The organism is Mycobacterium sp. (genome assembly GCF_049608025.1).
In the GTDB taxonomy this organism is placed as follows: Bacteria; Actinomycetota; Actinomycetes; order Mycobacteriales; family Mycobacteriaceae; genus Mycobacterium.
On record NZ_JBMYXC010000001.1, the window covers coordinates 152,567 to 174,106 of the forward strand.

Here is a 21,540-nt window from a genome sequence, read left to right on the forward strand (position 1 = left end):
GGGCCGTGTTTGAATCCCTCTCCGACCGGTTGACCGGTGCGCTCTCGGGTCTGCGCGGGAAGGGCCGGCTCACCGGCGCAGACATCGATGCCACCGGCCGGGAGATCCGGCTGGCGCTCTTGGAAGCCGACGTGTCGCTGCCGGTGGTGCGCGAGTTCGTGGCTCGCGTCAAGGACCGCGCCAAGGGGACCGAGGTCTCGGCCGCGCTGAACCCCGCACAGCAGGTTGTCAAGATCGTCAACGAGGAACTTGTGGGGATCCTCGGCGGCCAGACCCGCCAGCTGGTCTTCGCCAAGACCCCTCCCACGGTCATCATGCTGGCCGGCCTTCAGGGGTCGGGCAAGACCACCCTGGCCGGCAAACTCGCGAAATGGCTTAAGGAACAAGGGCATACACCACTGCTGGTGGCGTGCGACCTGCAGCGTCCAGGAGCAGTGAACCAGCTGCAGATCGTCGGCGAGCGGGCAGGCGTGCACGTCTTCGCCCCGCATCCCGGGGTTTCACCGGGCGGCGCCACCCTCGAGCAGATGACCGACGGCGACCCGGTGGCCGTGGCGTCGGCGGGGCTGGCCGAGGCAAAGGCCAGGCATTACGACGTCGTCATCGTCGATACAGCGGGCCGCCTGGGTATCGACGAGGAACTCATGGGTCAGGCCGCGGCGATTCGTGCTGCCGTGGACCCCGACGAGGTGCTGTTCGTTCTCGACGCGATGATCGGCCAGGACGCCGTCAGCACCGCCGATGCGTTCCGCGAGGGGGTCGGTTTCACCGGCGTCGTGCTCACCAAGCTCGACGGCGACGCGCGCGGTGGTGCAGCGCTGTCTGTGCGCGAGGTCACGGGCGTGCCGATCCTTTTCGCGTCGAGTGGAGAGAAGCTCGAGGACTTCGACGTCTTCCACCCCGACCGGATGGCCAGTCGCATCCTCGGTATGGGCGATGTGCTGTCACTCATCGAGCAGGCCGAGCAGCACTTCGACGCCGAGCAGGCAGAAGCGACCGCGGCGAAGATCGGCAGCGGTGAGCTCACGCTGGAGGATTTCCTCGAGCAGATGCTCTCGATCCGCAAGATGGGCCCGATCGGCAACCTGCTGGGGATGCTGCCGGGCGCAGGTCAGATGAAGGACGCGCTGGCCGCCGTCGACGACAGCCAACTCGACCGCGTGCAGGCGATCATCCGAGGGATGACGCCGCAGGAGCGTACCGACCCGAAGATCATCAACGCGTCGCGCCGGCTGCGCATCGCCAACGGTTCCGGCGTCACGGTGTCGGAAGTCAATCAACTGGTCGACCGTTTCTTCGAAGCGCGCAAGATGATGTCGCAGATGGCCGGCCAGATGGGTATGCCGTTCAGCCGCAAGTCCTCGTCGCGGAAGGCCGGTAAGGGCAAGAAGAAGCAGAAGGGCAAGAAGGGTAGGGGCCCGACTCCGCCGAAGGTGCGCAACCCACTCGGCGCCGGGATGACGGGAATGCCGACGGGATTCCCCGACCTGACCAATATGCCCAAAGGACTCGACGAGCTCCCACCCGGACTCGCGGATATCGATCTGTCGAAACTGAAGTTCCCCAAAGGGAACTGATGGCTGACCGCACGGCTCTTCACATCAGGGGCCGGGGCCTACCCGATGGCGAGCCGGTTGAGTGGTGGATCGTCGATGAGCCCGAAGAGCACGGGCGGCAAGGGCGCTTGTGCGCCGAACCGGTCGCCGATGCGGTCACGGTGTTCGACGGCGGATGGATCATCCCCGGCCTGGTCGACGCCCACTGCCACGTCGGGCTCGGGGCTCGCGGACCCATCGGCGTGGACGAGGCCGTCGCCCAGGCCGAGACCGAACGGGGCGTCGGTGCGCTGCTGCTGCGGGACGCGGGGTCGCCCACCGATACCCGGAGCTTCGACGATCGTCATGACTTGCCGCGAATCATCCGCGCCGGGCGGCACCTTGCGCGGCCCAAGCGATACCAGCGTGGTTTGGCCGTCGACCTCGACGACGAATGGCAGCTGCCCGACGCGGTGGCCGAGCAGGCGCGTTGGGGTGACGGTTGGGTCAAACTCGTGGGGGACTGGATCGATCGCGAAGTCGGTGATCTGACACCGCTGTGGTCCGACGACGTGCTCAGGGCGGCCATCGATGCCGCACACGCCAACGGAGCCCGCGTCACCGCGCACGTGTTCGGCGAAGATGCGCTGCCGGGTCTGATCAAGGCGGGTATCGACTGCATCGAGCATGGCACCGGGCTCACCGACGAATCCGTCGAGCTGATGGTCGAGCACGGCACCGCGCTGGTGCCCACGCTGATCAACATCGAGAACTTCCCGAACATCGCTGCGGCCGCCGATCGATACCCCCGCTACCAACGCCACATGCGGGCACTCCACGAGACCTGCGCAGCCAGGATTGGTGCCGCGCGGGAGGCCGGGGTGCCCATCTACGCGGGCACCGACGCAGGTAGCGCCGTCGCGCACGGGCGCATCGGCGACGAGGTCGAAGCGCTCGAAGGCATCGGTATGACGCCGACACAGGCACTCGGAGCTGCGTGCTGGGATGCCCGGCAATGGTTGGGCCGTCCCGCGCTTGAGCACGGGGCGTCGGCGGACCTGGTGTGCTACGCCGAGGATCCACGCGGCGGCGCGGCAGTACTGGCCGACCCGACGCTGGTGATCCTGCGTGGCTGTGTGTACTGACCCGGTGGCGAGGCATTCTCAGCGTTGGTTGAAACCCCAGTCCAGCAGGCTGATGGCTTGTCCGTACAGATCACCGGTGCCATACATCTGGACCACCACGAGGCGCCGGTTCCCGCGCTGGGCGGCGCCGAGGTAGGTCTTGCGGGCAAGGTTTGTGTAGCCGGTCTTTCCGGCGAGGTCGCCGGGGTAGCGAGTGAGCAGCTCGTTCTGGTTGGTGATCGTCTTGCCGGGGAACTGGGCAGAGGGCTGACGCATGATGTGGGCGATCAGCGGATATTTCAGGGCCGCGCGCAGAATGACCGCCAGATCGTGGGGTGTGGAGACCGATTCCCAGCCTGGCCCGTCCAGTCCGGAAGGCGATGATGCCTTGGTGCTGCGGGCTCCGACCAGGGCGGCTTTTCGGTTCATCGCGGCCAGCGCCCTTGGTTGCCCCCCGAGCATGTCGGCAAGCATGTTGGCTGCGTCGTTGCCCGACACCATGAGCAGTGCCTCGAGCAGTTGACGGGTGGTGTACGCCTGGCCCGGTTTCAGTCCGACGCAGGAACACTCGACCTCGGTGTGGGACTTGTTGGCCCTGGCGAAGCTCTCGGGCCGGAGGTGATCGAGGACGACGGTGGCGAGCAGCACTTTGATTGTGCTGGCCGGGGCGTAGGTTCCGTACGGGTCGCGGCTGGCGAGTACCTGACCGGTGTCGAGGTCTGCGAGCAGCCACGCCTTGGCGGGGCCATCCGGAATTCCCTGTGCAGCAGCGGTTCCGAGCTCAGGTTGCGCGATCGCAGGGGATGTGCCGGCCATTGAGGCGCCCGGCAGCAGCAGGCTCAGCACGAGCGCCGGACCCACGAATCTTCTTCGCACGGTTGGCCAGGCTAGTGGCGCCAGGACTCGTTGCGCGTGCGATCAGGTCTCCATCGGGTGTCGGGTGCGCAACCCCAGTTCAGAGCCGACTGACGCCGGCGTTGGGGCCGAGGGCGAAGCCCCAGTCGAGCAGGCTGGCCGCCTGATCCCAGTAGCTGGGGGCGCCCTCTTTGTTGAGCCCGAACATCAGCGCCACCACGAGCCGCTGGCCGTTGCGCTGGGCGCCACCGACGAATGTCTTGCGGGCGAGGTCGGTGTACCCGGTCTTGCCGCCGAAGGTACCCGGATAGAGCTTGAGCAGTTCATTCTGGTTCACCAGGACGGTGTCGCCGGTCTTGGTGGGGAAGACGGCGGTGGGCATGGCGATGATCTCTGCGAAAACCGGGTTGGCCATCGCGGCACGGAACATGACCGCCAGATCGTGCGGCGAGGACCACATGTCGATGCCGGGTCCGTCGATTCCTGAGGGCGAGCCCGCGTTGGTTCCGTAAGCACCCATCAGGGCCGCCGTGCCGTTCATCTTCATCACCGCGACGTCGTATCCGCCCAGCATGGTGGCCAGCGTGTTGGCGGCGTCATTGCCCGATACGAGCAGCAGTGCCTCCAGCAGTTGGCGGGTGGTGTAGGTCCGACCGGGTGCTACACCGGCGCAGTTGCATTCGACCTTGGTGTCCGCCTCGTTGGCGACGATCGTCGCATCAAGCGGCAACTCGCCGAGAACTGTCATCGCGAGCAGCACCTTGATGGTGCTCGCCGGCGCGTACTGCCCGTACTCGTCGCGCGCGGCGAGTACCTCGCCGGTGTCCATGTCGGCGACGATCCAGGCTTGGGCGGGCCCGTCCGGGATGGGTAGCGAGCCGATGGGCTGGATGATTCCGGACACGGGTTCGGCCAGAGCAGTCGGTCCGGCAGCGCCAAGGCCCGCTGCGAACAGGCACAGCGTGACCCCTAGGGACGTGAGAAGCCTCGTCATGACGGTTGACCCTATCGTCGCTGGGGCGATCGTGTTCAATCGAGCCATGTCGGGCATCCCATGTTGAGCATCCAGGAGATCTCCGATCGGTTGGAGATACAGCAGCTGCTGATCGACTACTCGACGGCGATCGACCAGAAGCGATTCGACGACCTCGACTCGGTGTTCACCGCTGATGCCTACATCGACTACCGGGTCAGCGGCGGGGTTGACGGCCGCTATCCAGAGGTCAAGGCGTGGCTGAAGGAGGTGCTGCCGAACTTTCCGGCCTACTTCCACATGCTGGGCAATGTCGACGTCCGCGTCATCGGCGACAGCGCGACCTCCCGGGCGATCTGCTTGAACCCGATTGTGATGGGTGGTGACCTGGATCAGAACTCCGCCCAGAGCGGTTCGCAGGTCTATTTTGTCGGCATCTGGTATCTGGACGAGTTCATCAGGACCGCGCAGGGCTGGCGGATGAGCAGGCGGGTCGAGGAGAAGTGCTTCGACAAACTCGTCTAGCCGGGAGGCCCAGGGCGCCAGTGGGCGTGCCGGCAGCAGGATTTCCTCCCGTGTGGCCCGTTCTGGCACAATGAGCGGCTGTCTGCCGCGGGACCCGTCCGAAGCGATCTGTTTCGCTCCTCACTGGGCGCTCCTGCGGTGGTCACACACGTAAGGCAAAACCGGACCGGGCAGCCCGCCCGCGTCGCTTGAATTGCCAACGTGGCAACCACAGGAGAATTCGCACCAGCATGGCTGTCAAGATCAAGCTCGCCCGCTTCGGCAAGATCCGCAATCCCCAGTACCGCATCTCGGTGGCCGACGCGCGGAACCGCCGCGACGGCCGCGCCATCGAAGTCATCGGCCGGTACCATCCGAAGGACGACCCCAGCCTCATCGAGATCGACTCGGAGCGCGCGCAATACTGGCTGGGCGTGGGCGCTCAGCCCACCGAGCCCGTACTGCAGCTGCTGAAGATCACCGGCGACTGGCAGAAATTCAAGGGTCTGCCCGGAGCCGAGGGCACGCTGAAGGTCAAGGACCCCAAGGCCAGCAAGCTCGACCTGTTCAACGCTGCCTTGGCCGAGGCAGACGGAGCCCCCTCCGGCGAGGCCACCCAGGCCAAGAAGAAGAAGACGCCGGCCAAGAAGGCCGAGCCTGCTGCCGAGAAGGCCGAGAAGGCCGAGAAGGCCGAGCCCGCCGCAGAAAAGGCCGAGAAGGCCGAGCCCGCCGCAGAAAAGGCCGAGAAGGCTGAGCCCGCCGCAGAAAAGGCTGAGAAGGCCGAGCCTGCTGCGGAGAAGGCCGAGAACACCGACGCCGCAAGCGAGAGCTGAGCACCATCGTGAGTTCAGTCGTCGTCGACGCCGTCGAGCATCTGGTTCGCGGGATCGTTGACAACCCCGAAGATGTCCGGGTCGACATGGTGACCAACCGTCGTGGACGCACAGTTGAGGTACACGTCCATCCCGAGGACCTCGGCAAGGTCATCGGCCGTGGGGGTCGCACTGCGACTGCGTTGCGCACCCTGGTGTCAGGTATCGGCGGCCGGGGTATCCGCGTTGACGTGGTTGACACCGACCAGTAGGGGCGCAGGAGCGCAGCGACCGGGTTTGGGCGGAGCCGAATGGACCTGGTAGTCGGGCGGATCGTCAAGGCGCACGGCGTCACTGGCGAGGTTGCCGTCGACATCCGGACCGACGATCCCGCAGGCAGGTTCACCCCCGGCGCCAGGCTTCGGGGCCGTGCGCGGCAGGGCGGAGTCGAGACTGCCGCCGAGACGGAGTACGTCATCGAGTCGGTACGTGCACACGGCGACAGGCTGTTGTTGCGGTTGTCCGGAGTCGCCGATCGCGACTCGGCAGAGGGCCTCCGAGGAACGGTGTTCGTCGTCGACTCGTCCGATCTGCCGCCCATTGAGGACCCCGACGAGTTCTACGATCACCAACTCGAGGGCATGACCGTCGCCACGACTGACGGACGGCAACTCGGCGCCGTGTCCGAGGTATTGCACACCGCAGCAGGCGAACTCCTCGCGGTGCGCGATGCGGCAGGCACCGAGGTACTGATTCCATTCGTGTCGGCCATCGTGCTGTCGGTGTCGCTGGCGGATCAGGCCATCGAGATCGACCCGCCCGACGGCCTTCTAGAGCTGGATTAGGGACGCGAAGTCGTGCGTATCGACGTGGTGAGCATCTTTCCCGCATACCTCGAACCACTGCGGCAGTCCCTGCCGGGCAAAGCCATCGAGGCCGGCGTCATCGAACTCGCTGTGCACGATCTGCGGGGCTGGACCCACGATGTCCATCGGGCGGTCGACGATTCGCCTTACGGTGGTGGCCCGGGGATGGTCATGAAGGCGCCGGTGTGGGGTGCGGCGCTGGACGAGATCTGCTCTGAGGAGACACTTCTGGTAATTCCGACGCCAGCAGGCCGACTGTTCACGCAAGCTGATGCGGCGCGCTGGACCGGAGAAAGTCATCTGGTCTTCGCGTGTGGCCGCTACGAGGGTATCGACCAGCGCGTCGCACAGGATGCAGAGCGACGGATGCGGGTCGAGGAAGTGTCGATCGGCGATTACGTGCTGCCCGGAGGGGAGTCGGCGGCACTGGTGATGATCGAGGCCGTGGTCCGACTCATGCCCGATGTGCTCGGAAATCCCGAGTCCCATCGCGACGATTCACATTCTGATCTGGTGGGGGGACTGCTGGAAGGTCCCAGTTACACCCGGCCGGCCAGTTGGCGGGGACTCGATGTGCCGGACGTGCTGCTCTCAGGCGACCACGCCCGGATCGCGGCATGGCGCCTCGAGCAGGGGGTTGAGCGCACGCAGCAGAACCGCCCGGATCTCCTGGGCTAGATTCGCCCGCCCGGGAACATGGTCTTGACGGCCTGGGTAACGGTCTGCCGGGCCGTGTCGTTGTTGGCCGACTGCATCGACCCGATGACCATCACGTAGCGGCGGTTGGGGCCGATGACGCCAGTCGAGAGGTGCATCCAGTCGGCACCGATGCAGCACATCCAGCCCTGCTTGACTGCCACAGGTTCGGCGAACAGGCCGTCCGGGATGCCGAACCGTTGCGGATAGACGCCGCCGGGCACCATCCCGTCGGGCGCCGTCGGTGTCGATGTCGCCAGGTTGGACAGGATGATGTTGGCTTGTTCGGCAGGCAATCCGCCGGTGCCCGCCAGCAGCATGTCGTAATAGCGCACCAGATCAGTCGCCGTGCTGGTGGTGTTGAACCAGCGCCCGTCGGCCGGCGGTTGTGTCGAACCCAGTCCGTAGCGGGCAACCACTCGGTCGATGGTCGCACTGCCTCCACTTCGATTCCACAGGACCTCGGCGGCGCCGTCATCGGAGGAACGAAGCATCACGTCAAGTGACTGGCGGTCTTCCGGCGAAAGCGTGGTGTCCCCCCTGGCCACCTGCATCAGCAGGTCATCGGCGATGAAGAGCTTGGCCACCGAGGCGATTGCCATCGTCATGCCGTTGCCGTTGGTCACCAGCTGACCCGTGTTTCGGTCGAGGATCGCCACGGTGATGACGGCGCCGGCCCCGGCGGCTTCGGCGGTGGCCTGACGTTCGCGGTCCTCCAGACCGCTGAACCCGGCAGCAGGCTCGTCAGGAGGTGTTTCGGGGAGCGGTGCCATCGCTCCCAGCGGGGCGACCACCGTCAACGGCGGACTCGACGGCGCAGGGGGTGAACCGTGCACCTGCGCCTCGCACCCGACCAAGGCCAGTACGCCGACAACAACGGCGGCGGCGGTCCTGACCAGCCTCCACGGGTGTCGTCGCATCGGTTAGCCTCCCGTGAGTGCTAGGTCTGCGTTGTCAACCGAAAAGGTTGGCGAACGCTGGGTAGCCCGATAATCAGCGTAGTCCGTGGCAGCTGCCCGCGAGCCCCCCCGGGCCGGGAAAGTTCGACGTCGCAGTGATAACTCCGGACCGCAGCGCCGCGGGACCGGATTTCGGGGAATCGGACTCCATCTGGCACAATCGAGCAGTTGTCTGTGCACGGCCGGAAACGCCGCACGACTCGCCCCAGACGCCCGAATCACAGATATCGGCTCTGCATGCGCCCTCGCGACGCCTGCCAGCTGCCGCGAACAGCAAGGAAGTGTCACCGATGAACACTCTTGATTTCATCGACCAGACGTCGTTGCGCGATGATGTCCCGGACTTCGGCCCCGGAGACACCGTGAACGTTCACGTGAAGGTCATCGAGGGCTCCAAGGAGCGCATTCAGGTCTTCAAGGGTGTGGTAATCCGCCGGCAGGGTGGTGGGGTCCGCGAGACGTTCACCGTGCGCAAGGAGAGCTATGGCGTCGGTGTCGAGCGCACTTTCCCGGTGCACTCTCCCAATGTCGACCACATCGACATCGTTACCCGCGGTGACGTCCGTCGCGCCAAGCTCTACTACCTACGGGAGCTACGCGGTAAGAAGGCGAAGATCAAGGAAAAGCGCTGACCTCCGAGGTCGAGTCGCGGTCGTCCGCGTGCTGGCTACGCTGATCTCGTGACCGGACCCACAGAAGGCCCAGAAGGCCGCTCGGCATCCGGCGACCCGTCGCCTGCCGAGCGCCCGCTCGAGAGCTCCGATACTGATATCCCAGCCGGCGGAGCCGCTGCCGGTGGAGCGGCTTCCGACACCGCGGCTTCCGACACCGCGGGTTCCGGCGCCGCTGCTTCCGACACCGAAGTCGCGGACACCGACGAAGAGCAGGAGCCTGGCAAGAAGAAGCGCGGTGCGGTCCGCGAGGCCGCGATTCTGATCACCGTCGCCCTGGTCATCTATTACGTGACGCTGACGTTCATCGCTCGGCCGTACCTGATTCCGTCCGAGTCGATGGAGCCAACGTTGCACGGGTGCAACGGCTGTATCGGCGATCGCATAATGGTCGACAAAGTCACCTATCGGTTTTCGTCCCCTGAGCCCGGCGACGTCGTCGTCTTCAAGGGTCCGCCGAACTGGAGCATCGGTTACAAGTCGATCCGCTCGGACAACCCCGCCATCAGGTGGGTGCAGAACGCGCTGTCGTTCGTCGGATTCGTCCCTCCCGATGAAAACGACCTGGTGAAACGCATCATCGCGGTCGGGGGCCAGACGGTTCAGTGCCGTGCAGATACCGGGCTCACCGTTAATGGAAAACCGGTGGACGAGCCGTACCTCAGTGCGGACACGATGATGGCCGACCCCGCGGTGTACCCGTGCCTGGGTAATGAGTTCGGTCCGGTCAAGGTGCCCGAGGATCGGGTCTGGGTGATGGGCGACAACCGCACCCACTCCGCGGATTCCCGCAGCCATTGCAGCAACCTGCCGGAGGACGCTCAACGGGGTCTGCTGTGTACCGGTGATCCAGTCGCCGGGACGATTCCGGTGGAGAATGTCATTGGAAAGGCTCGGTTCATCGCCTGGCCACCATCGCGGTGGGGCGGCGTGAGCTCGGTGGATCCGCAGAGTTAACAGGAGGCGCTGACACTTGCCCGCAGCGTGGCCGCCCAGGGTGGTGATTCGCAGATCTTCGGGACTGCGCACGCTGGAATCCGCTTTGTATCGCGCCGGTCTGGGCCCGGTAGCCGGCGTCGACGAGGTCGGTCGGGGGGCATGCGCGGGGCCGCTGGTGGTGGCGGCGTGTGTGCTCGGTCCCAACCGGAGGGAAAGTCTGGCGGCGCTTGATGATTCCAAGAAGCTGAACAAGAACGAACGAGAGCGGCTCTACCCCCTGATCCGGCGGTATGCGCTCGCGCACCACGTGGTGTTCATCCCGTCGGTCGAGGTCGATCGCCGAGGGGTTCATGTCGCCAACATCGAGGGTATGCGGCGAGCCGTGGCCGGCCTGCCGTCGCGGCCCGGGTATGTGTTGTCCGATGGGTTCCGGGTACCTGGCCTGCCGATGCCGTCGCTGCCCGTGGTGGGCGGTGATGCGGCGGCGGCATGCATTGCGGCGGCCAGTGTGCTGGCCAAAGTCAGCCGGGATCGGCTGATGGTCGCCATGGAGGACGACCACCCCGGCTACGGCTTCGCCGACCACAAGGGCTACAGCACCCGCGCCCACAGCGTTGCGTTGGCCCGCCTCGGACCCTCTCGCCAGCACCGGTACTCGTTCATCAACGTGCGTCGTCTGGTGGAAGGGGAGCCCGGGGAGGATGCAGAACTCGCGTGCGGAAAGATTGGGCCATCGGACCCGATGGACTCCGACCTATATGAAGGACAGCTGAGCCGATGAGTGCCGAAGATCTCGAGAAGTACGAAACCGAGATGGAGCTCTCGCTCTACCGCGAGTACAAGGACATCGTCGGGCAGTTCAGCTACGTGGTGGAGACGGAGCGACGGTTCTACCTGGCCAACAAGGTGGAGATGGTGCCCCACAACGCCGATGGCGAGGTCTACTTCGAACTGCGCTTGGCCGACGCGTGGGTGTGGGACATGTATCGGCCCGCCCGTTTCGTCAAGCAGGTCCGGGTGATCACGTTCAAGGACGTCAACATCGAAGAGGTCGAAAAGCCCGAGCTGCGGCTGCCCGAGTAGTCACCCCCCGTGATTTGGGTGCAGTTGGTCACCCTGAGGTTGACCAAGTGCACCCAAATCGCGCGTAAGGAGAGCCGATGACCGTCCGAACCGACCCGACCAAACCGCTCGCCGGAGTGCGGGTCGTCGAGATTTCCAGCTTCGTCGCCGTTCCATTGGCGGGGATGACGTTGGCCCAGCTCGGCGCCGAGGTGATCAGGGTGGATCCCATCGGTGGCGCGGCTGACTACCATCGTTGGCCACTCACCGACGAAGGCGAGAGCATCTACTGGGCGGGCCTGAACAAGGGCAAACGATCGCTGGCCGTTGACATGCGTTCCGGACGGGGCCAGGAGCTGGTCGCTCGACTGATCGCCGACAGTGGCGTGTTCATCACCAATATCATTGGCCGACAGTGGCATTCCTACGAGGAGCTATCCCGAATCCGATCGGACCTGATCCACGTGGAGGTGTCGGGTCGCGTAGACGGCGGCACCGGAGTCGATTACACAGTCAACGCCGCGATCGGGTTTCCACTGGTCACGGGGCCGGCCGAGTTCGCCAAGCCGGTCAACCATGTGCTGCCGGCCTGGGACGTCACCTGCGGGATCTATGTAGCACTAGCGGTGGCCACCGCACTGCGCCACCGCGATGCGACCGGCCTCGGCCAGCACATCAGCATCCCACTGGAGAACGTCGCGTTGGCGACGGCCGGAAACCTCAGCCTGCTCACCGAGGCAATGGTCAATGGCGCCTCGCGGCAGCGTATCGGCAATGCTGTGTACGGCACCTATGGCCAGGACTTCGTCAGCGCCGACGGCGTCGCGTTCATGATCGTCGTGCTGACCGGCCGCCACTTCCGCGACCTGACTGCATTGACCGCAACGACCAATGCTGTGGCAGCACTGGCTGATTCACTGGGTGCTGACTTCAGCGACGAGGGCCAGCGCTATCGCCATCGCGACGCGTTGAGTGCGATGTTCGCAGAATGGTTCGCAGCTCACACCGGCGAGGAGATCATTGCCGGCCTGTCGTCGACGTCGGTGTTGTGGGAGCGATACCAGACCTTCGCCGAGACCGCTGCCGCCGATAGGGTCACTGCCAACCCAATGTTCGCCGAACTCGATCAACCGCGGGTGGGGCGCTACCTTGCACCGGGACTGCCCATGTCGATCGACGGCGCCTACCCACAGCCGGTTTCTGCACCCGCACTCGGCGATGACACCACCGCTGTGCTGGCCGAGTGGCTGTCTCTGCCCGTCGACGAGATCGATGGACTGATCAATTCGGGCATCGTGGCATGAGCACGCTGCTGGATCTCCTCGATGTGACCGCGGGACCGGCGGGCACGTGGCAGGGACGCGGCAGCGGACCCACGGGCAAGCGCGCGTACGGCGGCCAGTTGATGGCCCAGGCTCTGGCCGCGGGCTCCCGCACGGTGGAGGCGGCCAAGGCGCCGACGAATATGCATCTACAGTTCCTGCGCGGGGGAGACGCCGGACAATCCATCGACTATCGGGTGGAGCGGGTGTTCGACGGCCGGACGGCCGCATCCCGGCGAGTCGACGTCATCCAGGGTGAACGCCTACTCGCCACGGCGACAATCGCTTTCGCCGCTGCATTGGCCGGCCCTGAGCACGGACGCCGGTACACGATGCCGGACGACCCGAAGGACTTGGCCCGCACCGGTCCCGCCGGTCCCGCGCCGTCGATGCCGCTTGGCGAACTCGACATCAGGATCACCGACGACGGTGCGGGCGAGAAGTTCGTGCGGAGGATGTGGTGGCGGGCGACGGTCGACCTTCCCGACGATGCGCTGCTGCACACGCTCATAGCCGTATACGTCACGGACGTGTACCTGATTGATCCGGCACTGCAGGTGCACGGGCACTCGATGCGGTCGCGAGACCATCGCAGCGGTACCACGGAATCCTCGATGTGGTTCCATCGTGCCGTGCGCGCTGATCGGTGGAATCTGCTCGAATGCCGCTCACCGGCGGCAGCGCGGGGCCGCGGTGTGGTCACCGCCAGCCTGATTCGCCACGACGGCATCGTCGCCGCGACCCTGGCCCAGGAGGGGCTCATCGCAGAGCGGGAGCCTGCGCCGAAACCTTCCGAGTGATCCTGCGTTCGCGAAACTGGTTGCGCAGCAGCGTCACCGCCGGGGTCAGCGCCACGCCGATGGCGATCGAGGTAGCCATGCCGGCGAGCCGGTGGTCGCCGAACAGCGGATATACCTGATAGTGGGAAGGTGGGTGTATCGCGATGTGGGCCGGTCGAAAATCAGCCGAAGCGGTCGATGATCGCTTCGGCGATCCGGTCCGGTCCGTCTTCCTGGATGTAATGCTTGGCATCTGGCAATTCGACCAGGACGTTATCGGGGAACGTGGCCTGCATTCGCGGAAGCATCTCCGCGGCCTTGAAGGCGAAGTCCTTCATACCCCAGACGAACAGTGCAGGCTTGGCCCCGAGGGCCGCAGGCACGTCCCGGGCCAGGCGCTCCAGCAGTGGACGGGCTTCCAGTATCTGTTTGGGCAATTCGGCGACGGCCTTTCGCGCCTCCGGTGTCGGCTGGACCGCGCGGTAGTGCGTCATCTCCTGCGGGGTCAGCGTGGTGGTGGTCGCCAGGGGGATGAGACGCTCGACGAAGAAATTCCTGTTCAGTATCGCGTTCTGCATGGGGCGGCTGGACATCGCCCTGCTGAACAGTTTCATTCGCAACGTGTCCGCGGGCCAGAACCACGTGTTGCCCAGAACGATTCCGCGCACCCGAGCTGACCGTGCGACGTCGACGGCCAGGCTGACCGGCCCACCCCAGTCCTGCCCCATCGACAGGTAGTCATCCAGCCCGAGGGAGTCGACGAGCTCGCCAACGACCCCGGCGTGCTCTTCGACGGTGTAGCCAAATCCGGTCGGGTGATCGGACAGTCCGAAGCCGAGGTAGTCGGGGGCGATACACCTGAAGTGGTCGCGCAGTCCGGTGATGACGTCCCGGTAAAGGAAGCTCCAGGTCGGGTTGCCATGGCAGAGAAGGATCGGCGGACCGCTGCCCTCATCGATGTAGTGAACTCGGCCCCGCGAACTGTCGAACCAACGAGAAGTGAATGGGTAGAGGTCGCGGTCCGGTGTGAAATCGATGCGCATTGTTTGGCTCCCGTGCTCACGTTGATCGCCGATGGTGTGCGTCATGACCCTAGGGCTTCACCGCGCGAGGTGCCGGGTGCGCGGCGGCGGATGCTCTGTCGCGTGATCGGGAATCTGGGGATGAATTCGCGGTTGGGGACAGACGGGCCGTAGCGGTCGGATCTGTCGGAGGGTCGCCGCAAGGTTGCCGGTATGACGAGAACAGAGAGCCGTGCTGAGATCGGTGCGCTCGGTGAGCAGCTAGCCGTCGACCATCTGCGTCAGATCGGATCGCGGGTGCTCACGCGCAACTGGCGCTGTCGTTACGGGGAACTGGATGTGATCGCGGTCGACGACGCCACCGGTACGGTGATTTTCGTCGAGGTGAAGACTCGGACAGGGGAGCAGTTCGGCGGCGTCTCGGAGGCGGTGACTCCGCAGAAGGTGCGCAGGCTTCGTCGGTTGGCCGGGCTGTGGCTGGCCCAGCAGAACTGCAGATGGGCGTCGGTGCGCATCGATGTCATTGCGATCCGGATCGGCCGTCGCCGTACTCCGGAGATCACCCACATCCAGGGGGTCGGGTGATGACGCTGGGCAGGGCATTTTCGGTGGCGGTGCGCGGTGTGGAAGGCGAGATCGTCGAGATCGAGGCCGACATCGCCGCCGGGCTTCCCGGAGTCCATCTGGTGGGTTTGGCCGATGCCGCGCTGCAGGAGTCGCGGGATCGCGTGCGGGCGGCGATCACTAACTGCGGGTTCACCTGGCCGATGGCGCGGCTGACCCTGGCGTTGTCGCCGGCCACGCTGCCGAAGATGGGGTCGGTGTACGACATCGCGTTGGCTGCTGCGGTGCTAGCAGGCCACAGCAGGAAATCCGGGCCCCGGCTGGAGAAGACGGTGTTGCTCGGTGAGCTGGCGCTCGATGGCCGGGTGCGGCCGATCAAGGGTGTGTTACCCGCTGTGCTGGCCGCACAGAAGCAGGGTTGGCCCGCCGCCGTGGTGCCGATCGACAACCTGGCCGAGGCCAGTTTGGTCGAAGGGATCGAGGTCTGGGGTACCCGCAGCCTGGGACAGTTGCAAGCATGGCTGGCGGGTAAGGGCGATCTCCACGGCCGCGTAGAGAGTCCCCAGCACACGCGCGGGGCCGCGGCGGATCTCAGTGATGTGATCGGGCAGACACCGGCGCGCTATGCCGTTGAGGTGGCCGCGGCGGGTGGACACAACCTCTTGATGACCGGACCGCCCGGTGTCGGCAAAACGATGTTGGCGCAGCGGCTTCCGGGGCTTCTACCACCTTTGTCGCATGCCGAGTCTCTGGAAGTCACCGCGATCCATTCGGTGGCCGGCCTGCTGACCGGTGATGCCCCGCTGATCACCCGGCCACCGTTCGTCGCGCCGCACCACACCGCCAGTGTCGCAGCACTCGTCGGTGGAGGTGCGGGGATGGCGCGACCTGGTGCGGTGAGTCGCGCCCACCGCGGCGTGCTGTTCCTCGACGAGTTCGCCGAGATCAACACCCCTGCGCTGGAGGCACTTCGCACTCCTCTGGAGGACGGCGAGATACGTCTCGCTCGCCGCGATGGTGTCGCGCGGTATCAGTGCCGAATTCAGCTCGTCCTGGCCGCCAACCTCTGTCCGTGCGCGCCACCTGACCCCCGCGACTGCCTGTGCGGTGCGGCCGAGAAGCGACGCTATCGGGGCAAGCTGTCGGGGCCGCTGGTAGACCGGGTGGATCTGCGCGTCGAGATGCACGCGTCACGGGCGGGGTCATATTGCGATGAGGAGGGCGAGCCGACTTCCGTTGTTCGCAAACGAGTCTGGGACGCACGGCGGGCAGCTCAGGAACGATGGCGACCGCACGGCATCGCGACTAATGCCGAGGTCGGTGGTCCGCTGCTGCGTCGAAGCTTCCAACCGGCTGCGAAGGCCATGAAACCGCTGCGGATGGCGGTAGACCGCGGGGCGGTCAGCATCCGGGGCATGGATCGCACTGTGCGTGTCGCCTGGACTCTCTCTGACCTCGCCGGACGCACCTCGCCCAGCACGGCTGACGTCATGACGGCGATGAGCTTCCGGCAGTTGGGATGTCCCTGATGGACGAGAAAACGCGCCGTGCGTGGGCGTACCTGTCCAGGGTCGCAGAGCCGCCCAATCCGCAGCTCGCAGATCTGGTGGCCGCCGTGGGCGCCGTTGATGCCGCGGCGCGGATCCGACGCCGCGAAGTCTCCGGCCCACTGAAGCGGGCTACCGAAGCTCGGTTCGAACTAGATTGTGCAGAAAAGGATCTCGATGTACTTGAGCGGATGGGTGCGCGTCTGGTCACCGTCGATGACGACGAATGGCCGGCCCTGGCGTTCAGCGCATTTCGCGGTGTGGATGGCAACCAGAAACCGCAGGCTCATCCACCGCTCGTGTTGTGGGTCGTCGGGCCTGCGCGGCTATGTGACGTCGCCGACCGCGCGGCTTCGATTGTCGGAACCCGAGCGGCCACGGCCTACGGTGAACACGTGGCGGCTGACTTGGCGGCCGGTCTGGCCGAGCGGAGCGTGGCCGTAGTTTCCGGCGGCGCTTACGGGATCGACGGTGCGGGGCACCGTGCGGCGCTGGCCTCCGACGGTGAGACGGTCGCCGTCCTCGCCGCCGGGATCGATGTTCCCTATCCTGCCGGACATTCAGCTCTGTTCCACCGGGTCAGTCGGCACGGTCTGCTTGTCAGCGAGTATCCGCCGGGGGTGCGGCCGACGCGTCGACAGTTCCTGACCCGAAACCGGCTGGTCGCCGCGTTGAGTGGAGCCACGGTGGTGATCGAGGCCGGAGCACGCAGCGGCGCAGCCAATACTGCGTCGTGGGCCCGTGCATTGGGCCGGCATGTATGTGCGGTGCCGGGTCCGGTCACTTCCTCGGCTTCGGTGGGATGCCATGCGTTGCTCGCCGCAGGCGCCAATCTGGTGACCCGCGCAGCCGATGTGATCGAGCTGGTCGGCCGGATGGGTGAGTTGGCACCTGATGTCACTCGGCCGACGTCGGTGATCGATGAGCTCAGCGACATAGAGCTCAGGGTGTACGAAGCACTGCCCGGACGCGGGATGCGCACAGTGGGTGAGATCGCTGTGGCGGCCGGCCTTCCGGTGACCGACGTGCTCGGCCCGCTCGCGATGCTGGATGTCCGTGGATTGGCCACGCAGGGGGAGGGCGGTTGGAAGCTGGCCAGACGATAGGCCCGGGCTGGGGAAACCGCGCTGTCAGTTGCGCTCGTATAGTCGAATTCGACAGGTGAGCAGTGTCTGAGCAGACAGTTGAGCAGTGAGGATGGCAGACGTGGCAGGACGTCCGGTGCATACGTTCGAGGTGGTACGCATCGAGCACCTGACGCAACACATGATCCGGGTCGTGCTCGGCGGCTCGGGGGAGGGGACCGGCTTCGACACGTTCCGGCCGATCGACAGCACCGACGCATACGTGAAACTGGTGTTCGTCGATGACGCGGTCGATGCAGGGACGCTCGAGCAACCGCTGACGCTGGACAGCTTCGCGGCGCTGGACTACGCGGTGCGCACCTACACGGTGCGCCACGCCGATACCGCTCGCGGCGAGATCACCATCGATTTCCTCGTCCACGGCGACCAGGGCGTCGCGGGCCCGTGGGCTGCCTGCGCTACCCCGGGACAGCGCATCTTCGTGATGGGTCCCAGCGGTGCCTATGCGCCAGATCCCGCCGCCGACTGGCACCTGCTGGTGGGTGACGAAGCGGCGCTTCCGGCGATCAGCGCAGCCTTGGAAGCGCTGCCCGACAACGCAATCGGTCAGGTTTTCCTCGAGGTGGCCGGACCCGAGGACGAGATCGAGTTGGCGGCACCGGTCGGCGTCGGCGTCACGTGGATCTATCGCGGCGGCCGCGCGGACCTGATCGGCGACGGCAGCGCCGGCGACCATGCCCCGCTGATAGCCGCAGTCACCGAAGCTGCCTGGCTACCGGGGCAGGTCCAGGCCTTCATCCACGGCGAAGCCCAGGCTGTCATGCACAACTTGCGTCCCTATATTCGCAAGGTACGAGGCGTCGAGGCCGCCTGGGCGTCCTCTATCTCGGGCTACTGGCGGCGCGGCCGCACCGAGGAGACGTTTCGGCAGTGGAAGCGCGAACTGGCCGAGGCTGAGGCGAAATAGCAGTACCGGCCCGGGTGGCGGTGGCACCCTTGGATCATGACCTTCGGTAACTACCAACTCGAGATCTACTTGCAGGGCCTGTCGGGTGTGCTCCCGTCGCTTCCCATGGATTACGCCGGCTGGGAGGCGAAGGCCGAAGTCGCCATGCCGACCTCGATCTGGTCCTATGTCGCAGGCGGCGCCGGTGACGAGCACACCCAGCGGGCCAACCGAACCGCCTTCGACCGCTGGGGGCTGATGCCCAGGATGTTGGTCGGCGCCAGCGAGCGTGAACTTTCCGTGGACCTATTCGGCATGACCTTGCCGTCGCCGCTGTTCATGGCACCGGTCGGGGTCATCGGAATCTGCGCGCAGAACGGCCACGGTGATCTGGCTTCGGCTCGCGCCGCCGCGCGCACCGGGGTTCCGATGGCGGTATCTACGCTCACCGAAGATCCTCTCGAAGACGTGGCCGCCGAATTCGGCGATACCCCGGGCTTCTTCCAGCTGTATACGCCTACCAATCGTGACCTGGCAGCCAGCCTGGTCAGCCGGGCCGAGGACGCCGGTTACAAGGCGATCATCGTCACTCTGGACACCTGGATCCCGGGGTGGCGGCCGCGTGACCTGGAGACGTCGAATTTTCCGCAACTGCGCGGCCGCTGCCTGGCGAACTACACCAGCGACCCGGTCTTCCGCAGCCTGCTGGCCCAACCTCCGGAAGAGAACATGCAGGCCGCCGTGCTGCAGTGGGTTCAGCTGTTTGGGAACCCCCTGACCTGGGAAGATCTTCCGTGGCTGCGGTCGCTCACCGATCTCCCGCTGGTACTCAAGGGAATCTGCGATCCCGATGATGCCCGCCGCGCGCGCGATGGCGGCGTCGACGGCATTTACTGCTCCAACCATGGCGGCCGCCAGGCCAACGGTGGATTGCCCGCCATCGACTGCCTGCCCGGAGTGGTGGAAGCCGCCGAGGGGATGCCCGTGCTTTTCGACTCCGGGATCCGCAACGGCGCCGACATCGTCAAGGCGATGGCGATGGGCGCGACCGCGGTCGGTGTCGGGAGGCCCTACGCCTATGGACTGGCCATCGGCGGAGAGGACGGCATCGTGCACGTGTTGCGGTCGCTGCTGGCCGAAACGGACCTCATCATGGCCGTCGACGGATATCCCGCGCTGTCTGATCTCACCCCCGACACGCTGCGGCGCGCCACCTGAGCCCCGTCGTGCCGGTCTGCCACGGTAGTGGTGTGCAGGCCATTCTCGAGGAGTTCGACGAGTACCTCGCGCTGGAGCGCGGGCGCTCGGAGCACACCCGGCGCGCCTACCTCGGCGACCTGCGCTCGCTGTTCGACTTTCTCGCACAGCGCAGCTCTGACACCGGGCTGGGCAGTCTGAGCCTGCCCGTGTTGCGCTCATGGCTGTCCTCGCAGGCTCAGTCTGGAGCGGCCCGCTCGACGCTGGCCCGGCGCACCTCGGCGGTCAAGACCTTTACCGCATGGGCGGTACGACGCGGTCTGCTGGCCGAGGACCCCGCGTCGCGCCTGCAGGTGCCCAAGGCGCGTCGCACGCTTCCGGCGGTACTGCGTCAAGACCAGGCGATCGACGCCATGGACGCAGCCAAGTCTGGCGCTCAACAAGGTGATCCGCTCGCATTACGGGATCGGCTTATCGTCGAGATGCTCTACGCGACCGGCATCCGCGTCAGCGAACTGTGCGGCCTGGACATCGACGACGTGGACACCTCGCGCCAACTGCTGCGAGTGCTGGGCAAGGGCAACAAGCAACGGACGGTGCCTTACGGTGAGCCCGCTCTGGTTGCGCTGGCGGACTGGCTGTCCGAAGGGCGGCCGCAGCTCGCGACGACCGTGTCGGGCGCAGCCCTGCTGGTCGGAGCCCGCGGCGGGCGGCTGGACCCGCGCCAGGCGCGCACTGTCGTGCACCAGACGATGGCCGCGGTCAACGGGGCGCCCGACATCGGGCCGCACGGGTTGCGTCACAGCGCCGCGACGCATCTGCTCGAGGGGGGTGCGGATTTGCGGGTGGTGCAGGAACTGCTGGGTCATTCGAGCCTGGCCACCACCCAGCTTTACACCCATGTCAGCGTGGCACGGCTGCGCGCTGTGCATGACCAGGCCCACCCGCGGGCATGATCCTGAGCCCAGCGCAAGACGCGGCCGCCGAGAAACCCGGGGGTCAGCGCACCGGCTTGAGGCGGATCGGCGTGCTCGCCAGCAAACCCAGCGGGTCGACGTAGTCCGCGCGGGACGACGGTCCCCACATCGCGCCCCAATGCAGGCACGCCGGCGCGGAACAGCCCGGGTGGCCGGGCGTCACTTCGCCGATGACGGTGCCGCGCCGCACCGCCTGACCGGGCCGCACCGTGGGACGGAGGGGTTCATAGCTGGTCCGCAGGCCGCCGGGATGGGCGATCGACACCAGCGAGCGGCCAGCCAGCTCACCGGCGAAGACCACAGTGCCCGGACCCGCGGCATGGACCTGCTGGCCGGTTGTCGCGGTCAGGTCCACGCCGCGGTGGCCCGGTTGCCAGTTGGGGGAGGGCGCGTTGAACTCACGCGCGACCGCCGGGCGAGGGCGCAATGGCCAGTCGAGGCGGGCGTCTGTCGCGGACGCCGGGGCCGGGGCCAGCACCGAGAAAACCGCGATGGCGGCGAGCAGTCGCATAACACCAGTTCAGCCGATCGGCCCACCCGCCCACCAGGCCGAATTCGCGGGTCTGTGCATGGCTTGTCGCGGCGGCCGTCGGTGGTCAGAACCCGCCCGTCCAGCGTGTAAACTGCACCCAGCAGCTCGCAACTGCGGGCTGACTTCGCGTGTCTGCACATGGCCACCCATCGGCGGTCATACCCGGATGTCGGCGGTCTCGTCCTGAATTCTTTTCGGAACGGGTCCGGCAACCAGCAGGCACCAGGGCACGGCGTCACCGGACGCTGCGCGTCAACCGACAAAGAGAAGGCCGAGCTACATCACTATGGCTGTTGTAACCATGAAGCAGCTGCTGGACAGCGGCGCGCACTTCGGGCATCAGACCCGTCGCTGGAACCCCAAGATGAAGCGGTTCATCTTCACCGACCGCAATGGCATCTACATCATCGACCTGCAGCAGACGCTGACCTACATCGACAAGGCGTACGAATTCGTCAAAGAGACGGTCGCGCACGGCGGGTCCGTCATGTTCGTCGGCACCAAGAAGCAGGCGCAGGAGTCCATCGCCGAAGAGGCCACCCGCGTCGGCATGCCCTATGTGAACCAGCGCTG

Annotated in this window: 25 protein-coding genes; 20 read left to right on the forward strand and 5 right to left on the reverse strand. The window is 66.1% G+C overall.

The features are described from left to right. Positions 1-5: 5 nt before the first annotated feature. Both ffh and ACPGXI_RS00695 read left to right on the forward strand, forming a co-directional pair. Positions 6-1,577 carry a signal recognition particle protein gene (gene ffh / locus ACPGXI_RS00690; RefSeq protein WP_526648753.1) on the forward strand — a complete coding sequence of 524 codons (1,572 nt, stop codon included), beginning with the start codon at positions 6-8 and terminating at the stop codon, positions 1,575-1,577. Further along, positions 1,577-2,680 (forward strand): metal-dependent hydrolase family protein, encoded by a 1,104-nt coding sequence (locus tag ACPGXI_RS00695; RefSeq protein ID WP_526648755.1) that lies wholly within the window; start codon positions 1,577-1,579, stop codon positions 2,678-2,680. Before ffh ends, ACPGXI_RS00695 begins: the two co-directional genes overlap by 1 nt. A gap of 18 nt (positions 2,681-2,698) precedes the next feature. On the opposite strand, the gene ACPGXI_RS00700 is transcribed toward ACPGXI_RS00695, so the two are convergent. Together ACPGXI_RS00700 and ACPGXI_RS00705 are read right to left on the reverse strand one after the other, a co-directional pair. Next, complete coding sequence (locus ACPGXI_RS00700) at positions 2,699-3,475, reverse strand: D-alanyl-D-alanine carboxypeptidase family protein (protein WP_526648826.1); 777 nt, start codon at positions 3,473-3,475, stop codon at positions 2,699-2,701. Positions 3,476-3,614: 139 nt separating this feature from the next. Beyond that, positions 3,615-4,508 (reverse strand): D-alanyl-D-alanine carboxypeptidase family protein, encoded by an 894-nt coding sequence (locus tag ACPGXI_RS00705; protein WP_526648757.1) that lies wholly within the window; start codon positions 4,506-4,508, stop codon positions 3,615-3,617. A gap of 60 nt (positions 4,509-4,568) precedes the next feature. On the opposite strand from ACPGXI_RS00705, the gene ACPGXI_RS00710 reads away from it, so the two are divergent. The 5 genes from ACPGXI_RS00710 to trmD all read left to right on the forward strand — a co-directional run bounded on the left by ACPGXI_RS00710 (position 4,569) and on the right by trmD (position 7,347). Next, positions 4,569-5,012: a nuclear transport factor 2 family protein gene (locus ACPGXI_RS00710; RefSeq protein WP_526648759.1), complete on the forward strand. Its 444-nt coding sequence runs from the start codon at positions 4,569-4,571 to the stop codon at positions 5,010-5,012. 230 nt (positions 5,013-5,242) lie between these two features. After that, positions 5,243-5,824: a 30S ribosomal protein S16 gene (gene rpsP, locus ACPGXI_RS00715; protein ID WP_526648761.1), complete on the forward strand. Its 582-nt coding sequence runs from the start codon at positions 5,243-5,245 to the stop codon at positions 5,822-5,824. Between the two features lie 8 nt (positions 5,825-5,832). Next, a complete protein-coding gene (locus tag ACPGXI_RS00720; RefSeq protein WP_526648763.1) occupies positions 5,833-6,075 on the forward strand; it encodes an RNA-binding protein in 243 nt (80 codons plus the stop codon). A 39-nt stretch (positions 6,076-6,114) separates the two neighbouring features. After that, positions 6,115-6,648 carry a ribosome maturation factor RimM gene (gene rimM, locus ACPGXI_RS00725; protein WP_526648765.1) on the forward strand — a complete coding sequence of 178 codons (534 nt, stop codon included), beginning with the start codon at positions 6,115-6,117 and terminating at the stop codon, positions 6,646-6,648. A gap of 12 nt (positions 6,649-6,660) precedes the next feature. After that, positions 6,661-7,347, forward strand: a complete 687-nt coding sequence (gene trmD, locus ACPGXI_RS00730) for a tRNA (guanosine(37)-N1)-methyltransferase TrmD (RefSeq protein ID WP_526648767.1) — start codon at positions 6,661-6,663, stop codon at positions 7,345-7,347. On the opposite strand, the gene ACPGXI_RS00735 is transcribed toward trmD, so the two are convergent. Then, positions 7,344-8,285, reverse strand: coding sequence for a serine hydrolase (locus ACPGXI_RS00735; protein ID WP_526648769.1), 942 nt, complete (start codon positions 8,283-8,285; stop codon positions 7,344-7,346). The two genes, trmD and ACPGXI_RS00735, sit on opposite strands and share 4 nt — an antisense overlap. 329 nt (positions 8,286-8,614) lie before the next feature. On the opposite strand from ACPGXI_RS00735, the gene rplS reads away from it, so the two are divergent. The 6 genes from rplS to ACPGXI_RS00765 all read left to right on the forward strand — a co-directional run bounded on the left by rplS (position 8,615) and on the right by ACPGXI_RS00765 (position 13,118). After that, complete coding sequence (gene rplS / locus ACPGXI_RS00740; RefSeq protein ID WP_526648771.1) at positions 8,615-8,956, forward strand: 50S ribosomal protein L19; 342 nt, start codon at positions 8,615-8,617, stop codon at positions 8,954-8,956. A 48-nt stretch (positions 8,957-9,004) separates the two neighbouring features. Continuing rightward, on the forward strand, positions 9,005-9,952 hold the full coding sequence (gene lepB, locus ACPGXI_RS00745) for a signal peptidase I (protein WP_526648773.1): 948 nt from the start codon (positions 9,005-9,007) through the stop codon (positions 9,950-9,952). A gap of 16 nt (positions 9,953-9,968) precedes the next feature. Then, a complete protein-coding gene (locus ACPGXI_RS00750) occupies positions 9,969-10,715 on the forward strand; it encodes a ribonuclease HII (RefSeq protein WP_526648775.1) in 747 nt (248 codons plus the stop codon). Continuing rightward, the gene (locus ACPGXI_RS00755) at positions 10,712-11,017 is read left to right on the forward strand and encodes a DUF2469 family protein (protein WP_526648776.1); all 306 of its coding nucleotides are present in this window, start codon (positions 10,712-10,714) and stop codon (positions 11,015-11,017) included. Before ACPGXI_RS00750 ends, ACPGXI_RS00755 begins: the two co-directional genes overlap by 4 nt. 77 nt (positions 11,018-11,094) lie before the next feature. Next, complete coding sequence (locus ACPGXI_RS00760; RefSeq protein ID WP_526648778.1) at positions 11,095-12,300, forward strand: CoA transferase; 1,206 nt, start codon at positions 11,095-11,097, stop codon at positions 12,298-12,300. Continuing rightward, positions 12,297-13,118 carry an acyl-CoA thioesterase gene (locus ACPGXI_RS00765; protein WP_526648780.1) on the forward strand — a complete coding sequence of 274 codons (822 nt, stop codon included), beginning with the start codon at positions 12,297-12,299 and terminating at the stop codon, positions 13,116-13,118. Before ACPGXI_RS00760 ends, ACPGXI_RS00765 begins: the two co-directional genes overlap by 4 nt. 161 nt (positions 13,119-13,279) lie before the next feature. Here the strand turns inward: ACPGXI_RS00765 and ACPGXI_RS00770 are convergent, their stop codons facing one another. Continuing rightward, positions 13,280-14,140, reverse strand: a complete 861-nt coding sequence (locus tag ACPGXI_RS00770) for a haloalkane dehalogenase (protein WP_526648782.1) — start codon at positions 14,138-14,140, stop codon at positions 13,280-13,282. 192 nt (positions 14,141-14,332) lie between these two features. On the opposite strand from ACPGXI_RS00770, the gene ACPGXI_RS00775 reads away from it, so the two are divergent. The 6 genes from ACPGXI_RS00775 (at position 14,333) to ACPGXI_RS00800 (ending at position 20,414) form a co-directional block, all read left to right on the forward strand. Continuing rightward, positions 14,333-14,704: a YraN family protein gene (locus ACPGXI_RS00775; RefSeq protein ID WP_526648784.1), complete on the forward strand. Its 372-nt coding sequence runs from the start codon at positions 14,333-14,335 to the stop codon at positions 14,702-14,704. Next, the gene (locus tag ACPGXI_RS00780) at positions 14,704-16,212 is read left to right on the forward strand and encodes a YifB family Mg chelatase-like AAA ATPase (protein ID WP_526648786.1); all 1,509 of its coding nucleotides are present in this window, start codon (positions 14,704-14,706) and stop codon (positions 16,210-16,212) included. The genes ACPGXI_RS00775 and ACPGXI_RS00780 overlap by 1 nt, the downstream gene beginning before the upstream one ends. Then, complete coding sequence (gene dprA / locus ACPGXI_RS00785; RefSeq protein ID WP_526648788.1) at positions 16,212-17,336, forward strand: DNA-processing protein DprA; 1,125 nt, start codon at positions 16,212-16,214, stop codon at positions 17,334-17,336. The genes ACPGXI_RS00780 and dprA overlap by 1 nt, the downstream gene beginning before the upstream one ends. A gap of 100 nt (positions 17,337-17,436) precedes the next feature. Then, complete coding sequence (locus ACPGXI_RS00790; protein WP_526648828.1) at positions 17,437-18,282, forward strand: siderophore-interacting protein; 846 nt, start codon at positions 17,437-17,439, stop codon at positions 18,280-18,282. Between the two features lie 36 nt (positions 18,283-18,318). Continuing rightward, entirely contained in the window at positions 18,319-19,479 is a 1,161-nt protein-coding gene (locus tag ACPGXI_RS00795) for a lactate 2-monooxygenase (protein ID WP_526648790.1), read from the forward strand. A 32-nt stretch (positions 19,480-19,511) separates the two neighbouring features. Continuing rightward, on the forward strand, positions 19,512-20,414 hold the full coding sequence (locus ACPGXI_RS00800) for a tyrosine recombinase XerC (RefSeq protein ID WP_526648792.1): 903 nt from the start codon (positions 19,512-19,514) through the stop codon (positions 20,412-20,414). 43 nt (positions 20,415-20,457) lie between these two features. Here ACPGXI_RS00800 and ACPGXI_RS00805 read toward each other — a convergent pair whose 3' ends face one another. Beyond that, positions 20,458-20,946 carry a M23 family metallopeptidase gene (locus tag ACPGXI_RS00805; protein WP_526648794.1) on the reverse strand — a complete coding sequence of 163 codons (489 nt, stop codon included), beginning with the start codon at positions 20,944-20,946 and terminating at the stop codon, positions 20,458-20,460. 307 nt (positions 20,947-21,253) lie between these two features. On the opposite strand from ACPGXI_RS00805, the gene rpsB reads away from it, so the two are divergent. Further along, positions 21,254-21,540: 30S ribosomal protein S2 (gene rpsB / locus ACPGXI_RS00810; protein WP_526648796.1), on the forward strand; the 287-nt coding region annotated here is incomplete at its 3' end.